Source organism: Caldicoprobacter algeriensis, assembly GCF_023838525.1.
Classification (GTDB): domain Bacteria; phylum Bacillota; class Clostridia; order Caldicoprobacterales; family Caldicoprobacteraceae; genus Caldicoprobacter; species Caldicoprobacter algeriensis.
This window is the reverse complement of the sequence record NZ_JAHUQD010000005.1, coordinates 102,654-119,303: the sequence shown is the minus strand read 5'-3', so window position 1 is coordinate 119,303 and position 16,650 is coordinate 102,654. Positions and strand designations below refer to the sequence as shown.

At 44.6% G+C, this 16,650-nt stretch carries 18 protein-coding genes; 4 read left to right on the top strand and 14 right to left on the bottom strand.

From position 1 onward, the window contains the following. Positions 1–135: 135 nt before the first annotated feature. From KVG29_RS04770 to KVG29_RS04760, 3 genes are all read right to left on the bottom strand, one after another. Positions 136–438, bottom strand: coding sequence for a transposase (locus KVG29_RS04770; RefSeq protein ID WP_252226997.1), 303 nt, complete (start codon positions 436–438; stop codon positions 136–138). A gap of 125 nt (positions 439–563) precedes the next feature. After that, positions 564–833, bottom strand: a complete 270-nt coding sequence (locus KVG29_RS04765) for a hypothetical protein (protein WP_252226990.1) — start codon at positions 831–833, stop codon at positions 564–566. Between the two features lie 176 nt (positions 834–1,009). Further along, positions 1,010–1,183: a hypothetical protein gene (locus KVG29_RS04760; RefSeq protein ID WP_252226988.1), complete on the bottom strand. Its 174-nt coding sequence runs from the start codon at positions 1,181–1,183 to the stop codon at positions 1,010–1,012. 765 nt (positions 1,184–1,948) lie between these two features. On the opposite strand from KVG29_RS04760, the gene KVG29_RS04755 reads away from it, so the two are divergent. Beyond that, the gene (locus KVG29_RS04755; RefSeq protein WP_252226982.1) at positions 1,949–2,299 is read left to right on the top strand and encodes a helix-turn-helix domain-containing protein; all 351 of its coding nucleotides are present in this window, start codon (positions 1,949–1,951) and stop codon (positions 2,297–2,299) included. Between the two features lie 120 nt (positions 2,300–2,419). Here KVG29_RS04755 and KVG29_RS04750 read toward each other — a convergent pair whose 3' ends face one another. From KVG29_RS04750 to KVG29_RS04730, 5 genes are all read right to left on the bottom strand, one after another. Continuing rightward, positions 2,420–3,949 carry a GerMN domain-containing protein gene (locus tag KVG29_RS04750; protein WP_252226980.1) on the bottom strand — a complete coding sequence of 510 codons (1,530 nt, stop codon included), beginning with the start codon at positions 3,947–3,949 and terminating at the stop codon, positions 2,420–2,422. Positions 3,950–4,155: 206 nt separating this feature from the next. Next, positions 4,156–5,139, bottom strand: a complete 984-nt coding sequence (locus KVG29_RS04745; RefSeq protein WP_252226978.1) for a GerMN domain-containing protein — start codon at positions 5,137–5,139, stop codon at positions 4,156–4,158. Between the two features lie 119 nt (positions 5,140–5,258). Beyond that, positions 5,259–6,683 (bottom strand): sensor histidine kinase, encoded by a 1,425-nt coding sequence (locus KVG29_RS04740; RefSeq protein ID WP_252226976.1) that lies wholly within the window; start codon positions 6,681–6,683, stop codon positions 5,259–5,261. A 55-nt stretch (positions 6,684–6,738) separates the two neighbouring features. Beyond that, positions 6,739–7,425 carry a response regulator transcription factor gene (locus tag KVG29_RS04735; RefSeq protein ID WP_252226975.1) on the bottom strand — a complete coding sequence of 229 codons (687 nt, stop codon included), beginning with the start codon at positions 7,423–7,425 and terminating at the stop codon, positions 6,739–6,741. A 133-nt stretch (positions 7,426–7,558) separates the two neighbouring features. Continuing rightward, positions 7,559–8,278, bottom strand: a complete 720-nt coding sequence (locus tag KVG29_RS04730) for a helix-hairpin-helix domain-containing protein (RefSeq protein ID WP_252226973.1) — start codon at positions 8,276–8,278, stop codon at positions 7,559–7,561. 213 nt (positions 8,279–8,491) lie between these two features. Here KVG29_RS04730 and KVG29_RS04725 point away from each other — a divergent pair, with 213 nt between their 5' ends. Both KVG29_RS04725 and KVG29_RS04720 read left to right on the top strand, forming a co-directional pair. Continuing rightward, entirely contained in the window at positions 8,492–9,937 is a 1,446-nt protein-coding gene (locus KVG29_RS04725) for a D-alanyl-D-alanine carboxypeptidase family protein (RefSeq protein WP_252226971.1), read from the top strand. Between the two features lie 210 nt (positions 9,938–10,147). Continuing rightward, the gene (locus tag KVG29_RS04720; RefSeq protein WP_252226969.1) at positions 10,148–10,300 is read left to right on the top strand and encodes a hypothetical protein; all 153 of its coding nucleotides are present in this window, start codon (positions 10,148–10,150) and stop codon (positions 10,298–10,300) included. Here KVG29_RS04720 and KVG29_RS04715 read toward each other — a convergent pair. The 5 genes from KVG29_RS04715 to nadD all read right to left on the bottom strand — a co-directional run bounded on the left by KVG29_RS04715 (position 10,278) and on the right by nadD (position 15,102). After that, positions 10,278–10,421, bottom strand: a complete 144-nt coding sequence (locus KVG29_RS04715; protein WP_252226967.1) for a hypothetical protein — start codon at positions 10,419–10,421, stop codon at positions 10,278–10,280. The two genes, KVG29_RS04720 and KVG29_RS04715, sit on opposite strands and share 23 nt — an antisense overlap. A 253-nt stretch (positions 10,422–10,674) precedes the next feature. Continuing rightward, positions 10,675–13,155 (bottom strand): leucine--tRNA ligase, encoded by a 2,481-nt coding sequence (gene leuS, locus KVG29_RS04710; RefSeq protein ID WP_252226965.1) that lies wholly within the window; start codon positions 13,153–13,155, stop codon positions 10,675–10,677. 250 nt (positions 13,156–13,405) lie between these two features. Further along, positions 13,406–13,762: a ribosome silencing factor gene (rsfS, locus tag KVG29_RS04705; RefSeq protein WP_252226962.1), complete on the bottom strand. Its 357-nt coding sequence runs from the start codon at positions 13,760–13,762 to the stop codon at positions 13,406–13,408. A gap of 71 nt (positions 13,763–13,833) precedes the next feature. After that, entirely contained in the window at positions 13,834–14,433 is a 600-nt protein-coding gene (gene yqeK, locus KVG29_RS04700; RefSeq protein WP_252226960.1) for a bis(5'-nucleosyl)-tetraphosphatase (symmetrical) YqeK, read from the bottom strand. An 18-nt stretch (positions 14,434–14,451) separates the two neighbouring features. Next, the gene (gene nadD, locus KVG29_RS04695; protein WP_252227028.1) at positions 14,452–15,102 is read right to left on the bottom strand and encodes a nicotinate-nucleotide adenylyltransferase; all 651 of its coding nucleotides are present in this window, start codon (positions 15,100–15,102) and stop codon (positions 14,452–14,454) included. Between the two features lie 218 nt (positions 15,103–15,320). On the opposite strand from nadD, the gene KVG29_RS04690 reads away from it, so the two are divergent. Beyond that, the gene (locus tag KVG29_RS04690; RefSeq protein WP_252226958.1) at positions 15,321–16,250 is read left to right on the top strand and encodes a restriction endonuclease; all 930 of its coding nucleotides are present in this window, start codon (positions 15,321–15,323) and stop codon (positions 16,248–16,250) included. 192 nt (positions 16,251–16,442) lie between these two features. Here the strand turns inward: KVG29_RS04690 and KVG29_RS04685 are convergent, their stop codons facing one another. Continuing rightward, positions 16,443–16,628 (bottom strand): hypothetical protein, encoded by a 186-nt coding sequence (locus tag KVG29_RS04685; protein WP_025747892.1) that lies wholly within the window; start codon positions 16,626–16,628, stop codon positions 16,443–16,445. Positions 16,629–16,650: the final 22 nt, after the last annotated feature.

The following is a 16,650-nucleotide window of genomic DNA, read 5'->3' as shown; positions in this document are numbered from 1 at the left end:
GCTCTAAAGCAACATTATTCTTCGTATGATAATAAACAAAATCTACAAAACCTTTAACAGCCCCTTTCTTCATATGCTGCATCGTATCCCCTATTGTCTTAAAAGTTAAATGTCTCTGCCTCACCCTATAATATTCTAAAAAGTATAGGCCAGAAAACAAAGTAAAATATATCGCTCAATAGAAACAATACTCCTTGCTTTATACCCTTCAAAACCTAAATTTTCCTTCAAATACTGATAGCTGGTCTCTATCACCCAACGTACTGCATAGTATCTTAATATTGCCTCACTACCAAGCTCTATATCAGTAGAAAGAATACATACAGGTGCTTCAAAACCGTCCTCTTTAACTTCATAGGAGATTAACAGTACAGCATTCTCAAATATACCAACCTTACCTTCATAATACCCTGTACTCTTTACCCTCAACAGTAACAAGGTCAAGGGTGTATGGTTCAATGTACTTAATAAACTGCGAAATCTTAATCTTGACTTCACAAGGAGAAATCGTTTTATTAGGTTTAACGCACCCAATAACATGATACCCCTTACATAGAGCCTCTTCAATTAATGGTACTTGTATACCAGCTATCAGTCAAAACATAAAGTCGTTTAATATTTGACGGAGCATGAAATTCTTTTATAAATCCTTTAGCAATATCTACTTTGCTTTCAACCGCAACCCCCAGTTCTCTACACTTCTCTTCCCTATAATAAGGTTTGAAGTGTAAAGGCATAGCATACGGTCCAGCTACAAAATTTGAAGTCACTATACAATAAGACCAGCAAATCTTGCCTTCAGTATGAGAGTAATGAAAATCTAATCCATCCATCGCTTTAGTTTTTACATCTTTTAAGTTGGTTTATCAATCAATAACCAAAAAACCAATTTCACCTGGCTTAATATTGTGCTCCAGATGATATTCAAGAAAACTTAAGCAGTTTCTAATTCAGCAGTTCGTCATCCCAAGGGGATTTACTTAAAAACCTATAAATGCAGCTCTCATCTTTAGCAGTAACAATAATTTTCTGCTATTTTAGATATAAATATTTTACCTTCATTTGGATACTGCTTTCCACCATTGTAATTAATGTGATTAAACTGTGCTTTGCTCATTCCATAATTTACATCTTGCAAAAAGTCAATTAATTCGTTATTATGATTTACGATGGTGGTTGGCATAGTTACTACCCCCTGTGGTGAATTTTTGATAGATGAAATTTATCACAGCTTTAGTAACTATGCCATATTTAATTTTTCGTAACTTTACCAATTTTACTTCCATTTTTGCAGAACAAGAATTAAGAATAAAGGTTAAATAATTGAGCTCTATATTATTTTGAAAATTATTCCAAATATAGGAATACAATTTAGACACTTCATAGATTCTATAACTAATTTTATTCAATTACGCCAAAATTAGAACTCTTTAAACTAAACAAAACTAAAAATTATTTTGCTCATTAATGCTGCCAAATATATAATACTATTAATGGCTATAATCATTCTTTCCCTGCTACTTAATTTTAACAGTCCAATCATTATTGACCATTGCACAAACCTGACAGCTATCTCACCTTTCCATAAAAACTCACTTAAAACCAATCTTGTCCAACTCTTTGTCAAACTTTCCAGGTTTGTATGCTATGTTGGAAATGCCGCATAATGTGGTTTATACTATACGAGATGATGTACTACATACTTATCCACAACCACCTAGTTCCATCTCTCCTACAGCCCAGACTTCTCATATAAATTTAAAAAACTCCACCGACTTCAGCCAAAATTTCCACGCTCAGTTGCCACCACTGTTGTTTAACCAATTGGCTAATCGTATTTTACTATACCAAACGGTTAATGTCAATAACATTTTTATAATTTTGGTAAGTTTTTTATGTTCTAAAGCAAAGCGGATTATAATATTTGGTTAAGAAAGGGGTAAGTCGGATGGACATATTCATAAAAAGGCTTCAGGAACTGCTGGATGAAAAGGATATGACGCAAAGGGAATTAGCAGAACGAATAGGGGTAACAGAAGTTACCATCTCCAGGTATATAAATGGTGAACGGAAACCCAGAATTGATATAATAGGAAAAATTGCCGAAGTTTTTGGCGTATCCATAGATTATCTTCTTGGGTACTCCAATATCCGTAATCCCTACAACAACGTCAAATCAAATGACCACCAAAGTGAAAACGACGAAGATGACGAACGTATGAGCGAAGAAGACCTGTACGTAATAGAGCAGTTTAAAAAATTTTTAAAGCAACAGAGAAGGATGAAGAAAAAAGATTAAAAACACAGGAGCCTTACCATTATAAGGCTCCTTTCATTTATCGTTATTTGTCGCTTCCACGATTGAAATTCTTAAAATTTAAAGAATCGCTCCACGATTAAATTTAACGAGCGTATCTTCCTACTCCTTTATCAACTCAGGATTTCGCACAAATGGATCAGCCAGCGACATATGCCCAAACTCATGGGTTACCTTACCGTCCACCAAAAATTGAATCTGCCTGACGTTGTCGGTATTAACAGGATCAGTGAGCGAATTTACAATGGCGTACAATGCCATAATCTCGCCTGTGCTTCCTAGGCGAGAGGCATTGAACTTTGAGGGCAAATTTACAAAGGCTGTTTGTCCGCTTACATACGCCTTAATATCACCCACTGAAATATTGGACGGGATGACCGCCATATGTCCCTCCTGTGAAGGCCCCTCAATCAGCTCATTCAATATCTCATTTGCTATATCTTTGGAATCCCTGCTTATAACCCTATACTCTGGGACTAGGTTCATAGCATCTTTATCGCTGAAATATATCTTGATCCTTTTACCCAGCTGAAATGGCAAGCTATCCTTGTCAAACCTCCTGTTTAAACCCATGGACACCACTGGGGTATTCACGTATTCGCCATTTTCATCTTGATAATATATCCTTATCCAGTCTACCCCAGGTAAACCTGTTAAACTATAAACCAGTGAACCCACCATCAAGGTTTCAGAGTTAGCCTCCTTGTTAAAGGACAATTTAAACTCTTTTGAAAAGTACAGCTCAACTCCCTTTGATGAATCTGCATCCTCGACAAACTTAACATCCACAAGCTGAGTCCCATTAGGTATAGTAGAATACAGACCCTCGTTCCCGTTGACCGGCCCTTTTATCAATTCGCCCACAATCGCTTCAACGTATTTTCCTTGGCTAACGGGAATATCCCTTATTTCTGGAACCAAAAATCTCCTCTCACGATCCTGAAAATATATTTCCCTCTTGATATATTTGACCTCACCCTGTGAAATGAGCTCCAGCTCTCGTGATCTAATTTGTTCCACATCATTTGGATATTTTGTTAGAAGCCCCAAAATCTGTCCATCGTCCTTCCCGTTATTAGTAAGTTCCTGACCTTCCACATATATCTTCACATACTTGGCTTCCTGAGACTCCAATATTGTGTTTACCAGTGCAGCCCTCGCAATAGCGATATCCTCACTTTCCAAAAATTCCTTTGACAGATACACGCCCACCACATTTCCATATCGTTCCACTTTCTGTAACGTCACCTTAGGAGATACAACATGTTTCAGCTTTTTAACTTTCGGCCCATGCAAAAATTGGTTTATAACCACCTCCAAAATCTGGTCTGTTTTCTTAAAGTTAATAGTTCGTTTCTCGGGCTCCAACTTATTGGTATCGGGATTGTAAAAGTACAACACGGCATCAACAGAATAGACATCACTATCTTCCAATATAGAATATAGATTTTCATCCTGCTCAATATCCCCTAAACCTTTAAAAAAATCGTTTTTAGTCACCTCTCCTCTACTTTGCTGTGTTTCCATCTTTTCATGCACCTGGCTTCTTGGCATTGCACTACAGGAGGCAAATACCACGGCTATAGCTGCAAACACAACTGTTACAGCAACGGCCCGAATAAACCTATCCATCATGCGATCCCTCCTTTGTCGTCAGCCTGTTGACCATCCTCCATTGACCACCAAATGCATCACCATCCTCACCTGCTGTTTATTTACAACAAGCACCTGCCAGACCTTTTGCTTTAAATCCTTACCATTTCCTCCTGTTAAACATCAAATTATTGCTAACTTGATGTTAACCTCACTTTCAGCACCCCACAAATCCAAAAGCACAGTTACTCAACATTGGTAAAAAAGCCCGGCAGCCTCAACTTCCAAATCCCTTCTTCATTTACCACCCTCAACACATCGCTGTCGCGGCTTTCCTTTTTTCCGTTGGCATACTTGATTGCATATGTTACCGTAACAAAAGCCTCCCCATCAGGTTTAATCTCCTCGCTCATTATAAAATTGTTGCTATCAAACTCCAAACCTGCAACATAAGCTGAATATACCTTTTGTATCTCCTCTATAGGCGGGCGCTCGCTCCCATCGGCATTCTTTCGCGCCAGGAAAGCATCGATTCTTTCCCAATCCGGCTCTCCTACAAGAGAATTAAACACCTGCCTTACCGCTTCAGAAGGACTTAAGATAAAATTTTTGTTACGCGTAAGCGCCATAACGGGAGTGTCCTTATCAACATTCGTCGTCTGCGAGGCTATGAGTTCAACTCCCATTTCCTCATACGTGAGAACCCGGTTGTTGACCAGTATCTTCACCCTGTTGACGCCATCCAATTCGGTAAGCGAGTTTACAATTGAATAGATGCAAAGCATCTTCATCTGAGCCAATACATTTTCCTTTTGCTCCTCCGGCACGTTGTCCTTGCGCACCGCAGCAAGGTCAATATCGCCCCTGAACTCTTCGCTTAAGTTTACAAAGACGGTATCGCCGTTGCGTGTAACATCCAGCACCTTGACATTGGGGGGCATTACAGCAACCCGTTCAAACGTAGGCCCTTTTAGCAGCTCGGATACCACCACATACTCAATCGACGACTGGCTCCCTTTTTGCACCGCTCTTTTTTCAGGCACCAGATAGTCAACCAGATAATGTTTAAAGTATAGAGTCACATTGACCTCGCTGATTTGAGGCTCAGGGTTTATATACTTCTGCTGCTGTTTGTCCCCTAAATCGTTTCTCCTGTTAAAAAATATTATTCTGTCAAAAATGGTATTACACCCTGCTAAGATAATAGTTATAGCTAAAATAAATGCCAATATTGATAAACGCTTTAAACTGCACATTCTCATATCCCTTCTCTATCTTCACTGCTTTTCTTATTATAGCAAACTATTTTTACAAAAAATTTAAATAACTCTAACAAAACAACAATTTATCATTGTTTTTTCTCTTTAAGCGGCAGTTCTACATAAAAAGTGCTGCCCTTTCCTTCCTCGCTCACCACTCGTATATCTCCTCCGTGTTGCAACACGATCTTCTGGGCTATGGATAGCCCCAAACCTGTGCCACCTGTAGCTCTGGACCTTGCCTTGTCCACCCTGAAAAACCTGTCAAAGATATGCGGCAGGTCCTTGGCTGGTATTCCGATACCGGTATCGCTTACCTTTACTACAGCGTTTTCAACGCCTTTGTAAACCTCGACAGTCACTCTGCCCCCTTCTGGGGTGTATTTAATGGCATTATCGACTATGTTGCTTACCACCTGCCGCAACTTCACCGCGTCACCAGATACTATCAATCGGTCGTCATAAAAAGTCTCCAGCCTTATATTTTTCTTTTGTGCCAAAATTTGTAAACCTTTCAAGGTGCTATGCACCAGCTCTACCAGATCCACCGGCTCTTGTTTTAACTCTTCAGCTTCAGTATCTATTTTCACCAGCGTCAGCAGGTCATTTATAATTGCATTCAGTCTATCTATTTCCGAATTTATATCTTCCAGAAATTCTCGATAAATAGACGGGTCATCGACATCCATGTGAATGAGCGACTCTGTCAATACCTTAATGGCACTTAAAGGCGTCTTAAGCTCGTGAGAGGCATTTGAAACGAATTCATTACGAGCTCTATCCAGGTTTTCAAGCTTCTCGCTCATGATATTAAATGCCTCGCCCAGTTGCCTGAGTTCCTTGCTTCCCCGTACCTTTACGCGTTGATCCAGATGCCCTTGGCTCATCTTCTTGATAACATCTGTCAATTCTTTGATGGGCTGTGTGATAAATCCCGATATCATATAGCTGGCTATGATGATAACAGCGCTGGTAATGATTAAATACGTGCTCACCCTGGTTTTTACCTCGGCCAGCATCCGCTCAATTCCGGACAGCGAGGTGGATATGATGACCATACCAATGATTCCTTGTTTCTCATGCTGAATGGGGGCATAGGTGTACAGCACCAGCTTGGCATCATGCGAATCCTCGGGCCTTATATACAATTCCTTGGGCTCTACCCTCTCTCCTGCAAGCACGGCCTTGACTTCAGGAAAAACCTGGCTCAAATTCTGCTTTAAAAGGCTGTCAGGCCCATGCACTATGTTATAGGAATCGTAGTCCACCACCCCGTTTTTATTCAGTATAAGTATTCGAGTGGCTTCCAGCTCTTTGTTGAAAATCTCCTCTCCCAGGGCCTGAAGGTCATATACTATGCTGGCAAGAATATCGGGATCGCCGCTGGCATAATCATAAGAAACAGCCTGAGCAACCCAGTTAGCGTACAGCCTAAAGGCGTTCTTCTTGTTGTCGATCATGTACTTTCCCAGAATATCCAAAACCGATATGCCGATAAAGGTGAACCCGATCAAAATTATTATCAAATACGTGATTACAATTTGCCATCGAAGGCTTAAAAAAAAAGTCCTATTTGTCAGCAAAATAGTATCCCACTCCCCATTTTGTGAATATAAACTCGGGCTGGCTGGGATTCTTTTCGATCTTTTCACGCAGCCTGCGTATGTGAACATCTACCGTCCTTACATCACCAAGGTATTCATACTTCCATATGAGCTCCAGCAGGTTTTCGCGCGTGTATACCTTACCCGGATTGGTGGCAAAGAGCTTAAGCAGATCAAATTCCTTTGCAGTCAAGTTGACCTCCCTGCCATCTATGGTCACGCTGCGGTTTGCCAAATTGATGGTCATATTTTTAACCCGAATAATCTGCTGGTCGTTTTTATTGGTATCGTTTGTTCTCCTGAAGACAGCCTTGATCCTGGCCTTCAACTCCAGAATATTAAACGGCTTTGTTATATAGTCATCGGCACCGTATTCCAGCCCCAGGATCTTGTCCATATCCTCCCCTTTGGCCGTCAGCATTATGACAGGCACCGATGATTTCTCCCTTATCCTTTGCAATACCGTCAACCCATCCAGCTTGGGCAGCATCACGTCCAGGATAACGAGGTCATATTGATTTTCATCAAACATCTTCATAGCTTCCTCGCCGTCATATGCGGCGTCAATCTGATAGCCATCCCGTTCCAGACTAAACTTAAGCCCTTTTACGATAGCAGGCTCATCATCCACCACCAACAGCTTCTTCGGCATAAGCCCTGTCCCTTCCTTTCAAAACCTTTATGCACAAATTTTATTGTACCACATGCCAAATATAAAATCAATTTTGCCGGGGCAAGGAGCCTCCCGGTGCAGGCCTTAAAGACCCACTAGCAACAATCAAGTATTAGTTGACTGTAATCAAATCCTTGAGCTGTTCAAAGGTTTTATCACCGATTCCCGATACGTTTTTGATCTCTTCTATGGATTTAAACGGCCCGTTCTGCTCCCGGTACTCTATAATCCTCTTTGCCTTGCTGGGGCCAATACCCGGCAGGGTATCCAGCGTGGCCTCGTCTGCGGTATTGATGTTTACCTTCTGCTGTCCCTGCTCCGATGTAGTACCTGAAACGGTAGGGTTTTGTTCCGACAACTCTTCTCCTATTTTAGGAATTTTATACATGCCTTCGTCCTGCACCCTGAGGGCTAGGTTTACCCTTTCTAGGTCAGCCTCTTCTGTAGCCCCGCCTGCCAGCTCAAGCACATCTATCAGCCGGCTACCCTCCTCCACTTCTATAACCCCTGGATACCTTACCGCGCCCACGATGTATACCTTTATCTTTTTGAGGGATCGCTTGTCCTCACCAACGTCATATTGTGCGGATGCACCTTCTCCGGAAACAGCTTCTCCTGAAACATCTTGGCTGGCGTTTCGCGAACGGGTCTCCAGCATAAGCTCTTGCCCCTCACGCACAGCCACAGGTTCACTATCGTTGGCAAATACATCCCTAAAAATGTACCCCGCAGCCAACAAAACCATAATAGTAGCCACCACAAGTAAAATCTTCTTTTGATTGACATCGAGGTTAAGCACGTCATCCACCCCCACCCCGTCAATCGTATTCAAAAAGCATATGGACTTGTACATTCTGCTTTGAGGAGATTTAACAAAAAGAATTGGTCTAAAGCATTGTCCGTATCTTGTCCACTTCACTTTGAGAATATTTTACCACATTTTTGCAACCAATTCACCATTCTTCAACTTTTTTCTGTACAAACACACTGATAATCTGTTATACTAAAAAAGCAAAATATTACTGCTAGGTAAGGGGTTTTTACAATGAAACGATTTTTAGCTTTGATCGCGGCATTATTTGTACTATCATTCCATATTCAATCATCAGCCACTGTGCTCAATCCCGAGAACTCCCAAAACCAGGATGGAAGTACTGATTTCACAGAAAATGCAGAATTTTCAACCGACTCAACATTAGAACTTGAAGCCGAAGGAGCTGTGCTCATCGAACAGGAAACCGGAAAGGTGCTGTATGAGAAGAACAAGGATGAAAAGCTGTATCCCGCAAGCACAACCAAAATCTTAACAGCTTTGCTGGCAATAGAAAACGGAAACCTGGATGAAGTAGTCACAGTAGGTAACGAGGCCAATCTGGCTCCAAGAGACAGCAGCCTGGCCTGCATTGACATAGGCGAACAGATAACCCTGAAAGACCTGCTGGTGGGGCTTCTGGTGTCTTCGGGCAATGATGCCGCACTCACCATAGGTGCCCATATAGGTCGTATTGTATCGGGCGATCCTGACATGCCATACAACCAGGCTCTGGATAAATTTTACGAACTCATGAACAAAAGGGCCGCAGAGCTGGGGGCAACAAACTCCCACTTTGTCAATCCCCACGGCTATCACAACAAAGACCACTACACCACTGCATACGACCTTGCTTTAATCGCCAGAGAGGCAATGAAACACGAGGTTTTCCGGGAAATCGTACAAATTACCTACAGGGAATACCCTGACTGGAACGAAGTCGATAAGAATGACCCCACCAAAAAAGCCACTCGTTACTGGGTCAATAAAAATAAATTGCTGGATAAAGGTAGTAAAGAATATTACTACCCACACGCCACCGGCATTAAAACCGGGTATACTTCGCATTCGGGCCATTGTTTAGTATCCTCTGCCGCAAAAGATGGCATGAATCTCATCGCTGTGGTGCTGAAAAGCACCAGAAACGGTCAATGGATCGACTCAAAAAAGCTACTTGAATACGGATTTGAACACTACACCATGTATGAACCACTCAAGCAGGGCCAGGTTGTCGCCACCACCCAGGTGAGCAACCACGCCTCTGAGGATTCGGGGGCTCTAAACATCGTGGCAGCTCAGGGATTCCGCGATGTAATAGCAAAAGAAGATGTGGCCAAGATACAGCAAAACATTGAATGGTACTATACCGATGAAAACAACCAGCTGCACCTGGAAGCCCCGGTTTACAAAGGGCAGGTGGTGGGCAAGCTCACTTACAGCCTTAATGGTAAAGTGATAGCGCAAAGCGAACTGATTGCCGAACGGGGTATCGAAAGGAAAAAGGCTATAATCGACATGATAACCCCCGGTTCCGGGAGCAGGACATCCGACAACACCAACAAAAGGCGTCACTATTCATGGATAGCGGCAGCTCTTTTCCTCTTTGCATTCATCAATGTGTTATTCTACATCTTAAGGCGCAAAAGGCGGAGAAGATATATTTTGCGGCGATATCGATAGGATTTTTTCAAAGCAAAGTGGATTATACCGAGTTAGCCTGTACTATATAAGAACACTCTCGAAAAGTAGCTGAGCAACATAGGCACAACGATTGATTTTGTAGGGCAACCTTGCAGAATAATTATGGGGTGAAGTCCCCAGACCGAACCTGCAAACAAGCTAAAATAAAGCTCTCAGACTTTTCGAGAGCGTACTAATTGGGGGATTGCCATGAAAACCATCAAAAATGATAGCAGGGTACAGGACTTTGACATCGAAAAGACAAAGCTTACTCTGGAAAGGATATCCGATGAGGTAAATGAACCTTTAACCGAGCCGGACATCAATAAACTGGCCCGGGCTATACGCCCTGGCCATGGGTAAAGAATATATACAATCCCTCAAAATACACCGGATTGTAATAGACCAGGTTAAAGCCGCCGGCTTTACACCTATAGCACAGGCATACGACGATTATCAGAGAAAATATTGACAGGCGTTTCATAAAAACAGGGGATATTCTCTCAGAATATCCCCCTTTTCATCTTACATCTATCTTGGTCCACCTTTGGCTATTTTAAGCATTTTTTATTGTTCAAGGTATGGGATTTTCTCCTTCAATGTATCCGTCCTTTCGACCGGGCGTGCACATACACATCCACAGATATGCATTTGCACTTCCCGCAGGCGTTGATCAAAAACATTTTGTCTCTATCATTATTGGGCCATCATCAAACCTTTACTTACCGCTCCATCCGTCACTTTACCACAATATTGACCAGCTTCTTTGGCACCACAATGACCTTTACGACGCTCTTGCCTTTTATGAGCTCCTGTATCTTGCTGAGGTTGAGCGCCATATCCTGAACCTCCTGCTGAGAAGCATCTGCCGGCACCATCATGCGATCTCTGACCTTTCCATTGACCTGTACCACCACTTCAACCTCTTCCTGTACCAGAGCCTGCGGGTCGTAAGCAGGCCACGGCTGCGCGTGTATGCTTCCCTCATGGCCGGTGACCTCCCACAGCTCTTCGGCGATATGCGGCGCAAAGGGTGCCAACAACAACAGCAGATTGGTGATGGCTTCGCCCAGCACTGCCATGTTCTGTTGCGGCTCATCCACCTTTTCCTTGTATTGGTGTATGGCATTCACCATCTCCATGATGGCGCTTATAGCCGTATTGAAATTGAACCTCTCTTCTATGTCAACCGTTACACGTTTTATGGTGTTGTGCACAACGTATCGAAGCTCTTTATCCCGCTCGGACAGGCTAGCGGGCTTCTCATCTCTGACATAATGCTTACAGGCATCCTTGCATTCATTCACCAATCTCCATACCCTGTTGAGAAAGCGATAACAGCCCTCAACGCCCTGATCGCTCCATTCAAGGTCCTTTTCGGGCGGTGCGGCAAACAGTATAAACAGCCTTGCGGTATCAGCTCCGTACTTGGCGACGATCTCCTCGGGGCTTACCACATTGCCCTTGGATTTTGACATCTTGGAGCCGTCCTTGAGCACCATACCCTGTGTGAGCAGATTTGTAAAAGGCTCATCCACGGGGCACAACCCCATATCGTACAGCACCTTGGTGAAGAACCTGGCATACAGCAGGTGAAGTATAGCATGCTCCACTCCACCTACGTACTGGTCCACTGGCATCCAGTACTCCGCCTTTTGGCGGCTGAAGGGGGCTTCGGTATTCTTGGGGTCGGTAAACCTCAAGAAGTAGAACGAAGAACATACAAATGTATCCATGGTATCGGTCTCGCGCCTGGCCGGGCCTCCGCACTGCGGGCAGGTGGTATTGACAAACGACCTACTCTCGGCCAGCACCGACTGCCCCTTACCGGTAAAGGTTACATCGGTGGGCAGTATCACCGGCAGCTGATCCTCCGGCACCGGTACAGTACCGCACTTATCGCAGTATATAATCGGGATGGGAGCTCCCCAGTAACGCTGGCGCGAGATGAGCCAATCCCTTAACCTGTAACTTACATGCCTCTTGCCTATACCCTTCTCTTCCATGTATTCAATTATCTTTTGCATAGCCTCCTGATTGGGCAGGCCATTGAATGGTCCGGAATTTATCATTATGCCCTGCCCTTCAAAGGCCTCTTTCAAATTATGGACATCTACGCTATCGTCCTCGGGCTTGATAACGGGAACTATGGGCAGCCCGTATTTGGTCGCAAAATCGAAGTCCCGCTGGTCATGAGCTGGAACGCCCATCACGGCACCCGTCCCATAATCCAGCAATACGTAGTTTGCTATATACAGCGGCACTCTCTGGCCGTTCATTGGGTTGATGGCATATCGTCCAATAAATACGCCTTCCTTCTCGGTTTCCTCCGACGTGCGCGTGATTTCATTCATGTACTGCATCTTATCTATAAAAGCCCGCACATCGCTCTCATACTCAGTGCCCTCGGCCAGCTTGAGCACCAGCGGGTGTTCCGGCGCCAACACCATATAGGTCACGCCATAGATGGTATCAGGCCGTGTGGTAAACACGGTAATGGTCTCATCGCTGCCCTCCACCCTGAAATCTACCATAGCGCCTTCGCTGCGGCCAATCCAGTTCTGCTGCATCACTTTAACCTTCTCCGGCCAACCGGTGAGCCTGTCAATGTCCCTGAGCAAACGTTCAGCATAGTCGGTGATCTTGAAAAACCACTGTTCTAGGTCTTTTTTGCCCACCAGCGTGCCGCAGCGCTCGCAGTGGCCATTGACCACCTGTTCATTGGCCAGCACGGTACTGCACGAGGGACACCAGTTGACAAAGGCTCGCTTTTTATAGGCCAACCCTCGTTTGAAGAAATGCAGGAACATCCACTGGGTCCATCTGTAGTAGCTGGGATGGCAGGTAGCCACCTCCCGCTCCCAGTCGTAGCTTATACCCAGCCCTTTAAGCTGCTCCCGCATGTTGTTTATGTTGTCCCACGTCCATGTGCTGGGATGAATTTGGTGAGCGATGGCTGCATTTTCAGCCGGCAGACCAAAAGCATCCCACCCCATGGGGTGCAGGACGTTATATCCCTGCATGGTCCTGTACCGCGCTATAACGTCACCAATGGAATAATTCCGTACATGCCCCATGTGCAGCTTGCCCGATGGATACGGGAACATCTCCAGCATATAAAACTTCTTCTTGTTAGGGTCTTCTACTCTACGAAATGCCCTGTCCTTTTCCCATCTCTCCTGCCACTTTTTCTCAATCTCGCTGAATCTGTATTCCATAACGGTTTCCCCTCCATATTAAAGTGACCTCCTCCCACCTCTGAAGAAAGTGGGCTTCCTCTTTCACCGAGGGAGGCTTATACGGATGCATGAATACTTTCTGCATCCGTCCAAAAATCTCCTTATCCAGAGGCTTAACTTAAAACCGGTCCAGCCCTACAACATTAAGAACCGCCTTTCATCCCATTCTTGGAAGGGTGGTCTTTGTCGGCGGTTGGCCGTCCAAACATCCCCCATAGGAGCGAGAGCTTTAGTTTTGACCGTGAACCGAGAGGGGCAAACTGTCGGCCCACAACCTTTCCAGATTGTAAAAAGCCCTGTCTTCCCGATGAAAAATATGCACGATTACATCGCCATAATCCACAACAACCCATCTACCATGCCTGTATCCTTCCTGAGTGCGCGCTTCAATGCCCTGCTGTCTCATGCTCTTCAGCAGCTCATCGCACAAAGCCCTTACCTGTATTTCCGTGTTGCCACTGGCTATCACAAAATAATCAGCGATAATGGTCAAATGGCTGATATCGAGTACCACTACATCTATTGCCTTTTTGGCATCCAGAATCTTCGCAATCTGCAAAGCCAGTTCCTTCGAGTTGTTTTGCAAAGCCTTCCCTCCATCTGCATTTTCTTTACTTTATTATATCCATTATACACAATTTGTCAACATGAGGGGAATCAGCCATCAATTTTTTGCCTCTTAAACCGCTTCAGCATATCGTTCCACGCCTCAACCGTCCTGGGATGGAGAAAGCGGTCGGTGTCCAGCACGTACTTGATGGTTCGGCGCAAAGCCATAAGCACAGCTTTGTCAAGGTCTTCCACGGCCATATGCCTCAGCTCTTCCACCTCGGGAAAATCCCTGTTTGGCTCTATGTAATCGGCCAGGTATATTATCTTATCAAGCAAGGCCATATCCCTTTTCCCTGTGGTATGGCATTCAATTGCGCTCAGTATATCTGGATCATCGATCCCGAACACTTGCCTGGCCACCACTGCTCCTACAGGGCCATGCAACAAAGCCTCGGTCTGGAACTCCTCAGGTCCAAGCTCAATTCCAGCCTCCACCGCCCTGTTTATCATCTCCTGCCTTGGCAGGCCCTTGGCGCAATCATGAAGCAGTCCTGCAACTCTCGCCTTCTCCACGTCGGCCCCATACCTCTGAGCCAGCATGACAGCACAATCCCTCACACCCAGAGAATGGACATACCTCTCCTCATCCATCAAAGTCCTGAGCTTCTCACACATCTCGCTTTCCTGCATCATTTCGGCCATCATGTTGCAAACCTCCTGCTGCTAAAATTGCATATACAAATGATTTTTATAGATATACTCTTCCACCACTGGTGGGACGAGATAGCGTATGGACTTTCCCTGTTTTATTCTATCCCTGATATAGGTGGATGATATATCCATCAACGGCCCCTGCACAGTATATATGGATGCTCCCATGCTCTCTCGCAAAAGCCGTGCTTCCCTTTCAACCACATCATACCCGGGCCTGCTGTACACCACAAAATGACAGTACCTTACTACCTGTGATGCCTCCCGCCAGCCCTTAACTTCTGGCAGGGTGTCGCTGCCTATTATAAAGAAAAACTCCACGTTTTCGGGATATATCCTTTTCAGCTCCCTTAAGGTGTCCACGGTATACGTAAAACCTTCCCTTTTTACCTCTATATCGCTTATTTCAAAATAGGGGTTGTCCATTATGGCCATCCTGACCATCTCATACCTGTGGACAGCCGGAGTAACAGCATAACCCGTCTTGTGCGGGGGAATCCCTGTGGGGATAAAGAGCACCTTATCCAGGTTGCACTCCTGCCTGGACACCTCTGCGATTATGAGGTGTCCTATGTGTATGGGGTCAAAAGTTCCCCCCGCTATCCCCAGCCTTACAGGCCGTATGCCCTCATCATTGTTTGTCATGCCCTCACTGCCCATCATATCCGGCACACCAATCCCGTCCTTCTCAAAATTTTTAAAATAAAGATATCGAACGCTTTTTTAACCCGAAAAAAGCCACCACGGCCAATTTACCAAAATAAAGAGCACCGCTCTTCAGCAGCCGATAAACCGATATTTATTATAGCATAAATCGCTTAAAATGACGAATAAACCAACACCGTTCAGGGAAAAATTTCCTAACGGGGAGGTTTTGCGCTATGGACCTTTTGAAAAAGCTTTCTGCCAAAATCGGCGAATGGAACTATTACCTTGAAGAAGAAGGTAAACCTACATCCATCGTAAGCTGGCTGATCGATGCCATAATGCTGGCCACGGCTGTGCTGATCACATCATACCTGTGGTTTGTCTATAAGACCAAAATTCCCTGGCTATCGGTCATCTTTGCCATTGTGGTGGTCGGGATCATCAGCATCGCACACTTCAAGTTGAGGGCAAAGCAACTTGAAAGAAAACGGCAGGCAAAGCTAAACAGCGCAGCAGCTACATACAGAAAGAAGGGACTGTTGAATCTTACGTCCGAACAGTTCAAATGGCGCCTTGCAAAGGCACTGCTCCACAGCGGGAAATTTGAAGACATCAAAATAGGCAAAAGGTTTTTGAAGGCCACATACAAGGGTAGGCAGGCACTCATAGGTTTTTATCACGCACCCTACAGCCAGAAGGTACCTCCTTTTGAGGTGTACAAATTCTTGAAAGTCCTGAAACACTGCGGATATACAACCGGCTTTTATTTCACCTCGTCAAGCTTCAGCGATACGTGCCGCGCCATCCTACAAGACCATGATGACGTTGAGCTACACCTGATCGACGGCGATGGGCTGCTCAAAATAATGGAAAAGTCAGGTATTTTCAATGACCAGGATGCCATAAACCTCTATCTTAAAAGCGAGATTGAAAAGTCAAGGCTGAGGAGAAGGCAGGCCAGGAAAAATCTCCTCACCCCCGCAAAGGCCAGAACCTACATCCTTTACGGTCTGTTATTCCTTGTGGCATCCTTCATCTTTCACACCTATTTCATATATTACCTTATATTATCGGTATCCTTCGTACTGCTGGGTATTTTAGTGTACATCGCCAATCCCAGAGCCAAAGAGGCCAAACCCCAGGACGAAGTTTTAAATGACTAGTTTACATGGGTTGACAATGGACATGGATCGATAGCGTACAAGTTCCAACAGTGCCACATGGCCTGATGGTTTACGGGTCTCAACAGCGCACATAGCTTAACAGAAAATTGCAACGCTAACAAGAGCATAACGATCAAAAACAAAAGGGCAAGCCTCATGCGGCATTGCCCTTTTTAGCTTTCGATTTATAACTTACACTTCCAGCTCTTTGCGGTTTTTCCTTCTGTGCAGCTCATACTTCGGGTCACCCTTTTTCCAACCGCTCCGGGTCTTTTCAATGACCGTGGTTTTGGAAGTGTCAATGACAAATTCACCTTTGGCAGCACAGTAGTACATAGGCTGACCCATCTTGCAGTTCTGGCACTGAATGCACTCCATAGCCGCTTTCCTTGACCCCCTA

Excerpts from the sequence above, each read along its gene's own strand:
- KVG29_RS04765 (WP_252226990.1), bottom strand. The coding sequence starts at position 833 with ATGGATGGATTAGATTTTCATTACTCTCATACTGAAGGCAAGATTTGC.
- KVG29_RS04760 (WP_252226988.1), bottom strand. The coding sequence starts at position 1,183 with ATGCCAACCACCATCGTAAATCATAATAACGAATTAATTGACTTTTTG.
- KVG29_RS04755 (WP_252226982.1), top strand. The coding sequence starts at position 1,949 with ATGGACATATTCATAAAAAGGCTTCAGGAACTGCTGGATGAAAAGGAT.
- KVG29_RS04750 (WP_252226980.1), bottom strand. The coding sequence starts at position 3,949 with ATGGATAGGTTTATTCGGGCCGTTGCTGTAACAGTTGTGTTTGCAGCT.
- KVG29_RS04735 (WP_252226975.1), bottom strand. The coding sequence starts at position 7,425 with ATGCCGAAGAAGCTGTTGGTGGTGGATGATGAGCCTGCTATCGTAAAA.
- KVG29_RS04725 (WP_252226971.1), top strand. The coding sequence starts at position 8,492 with ATGAAACGATTTTTAGCTTTGATCGCGGCATTATTTGTACTATCATTC.
- KVG29_RS04720 (WP_252226969.1), top strand. The coding sequence starts at position 10,148 with ATGAAAACCATCAAAAATGATAGCAGGGTACAGGACTTTGACATCGAA.
- KVG29_RS04715 (WP_252226967.1), bottom strand. The coding sequence starts at position 10,421 with ATGAAACGCCTGTCAATATTTTCTCTGATAATCGTCGTATGCCTGTGC.
- leuS (WP_252226965.1), bottom strand. The coding sequence starts at position 13,155 with ATGGAATACAGATTCAGCGAGATTGAGAAAAAGTGGCAGGAGAGATGG.
- yqeK (WP_252226960.1), bottom strand. The coding sequence starts at position 14,433 with ATGATGGCCGAAATGATGCAGGAAAGCGAGATGTGTGAGAAGCTCAGG.
- nadD (WP_252227028.1), bottom strand. The coding sequence starts at position 15,102 with ATGATGGGCAGTGAGGGCATGACAAACAATGATGAGGGCATACGGCCT.
- KVG29_RS04690 (WP_252226958.1), top strand. The coding sequence starts at position 15,321 with ATGGACCTTTTGAAAAAGCTTTCTGCCAAAATCGGCGAATGGAACTAT.
- KVG29_RS04685 (WP_025747892.1), bottom strand. The coding sequence starts at position 16,628 with ATGGAGTGCATTCAGTGCCAGAACTGCAAGATGGGTCAGCCTATGTAC.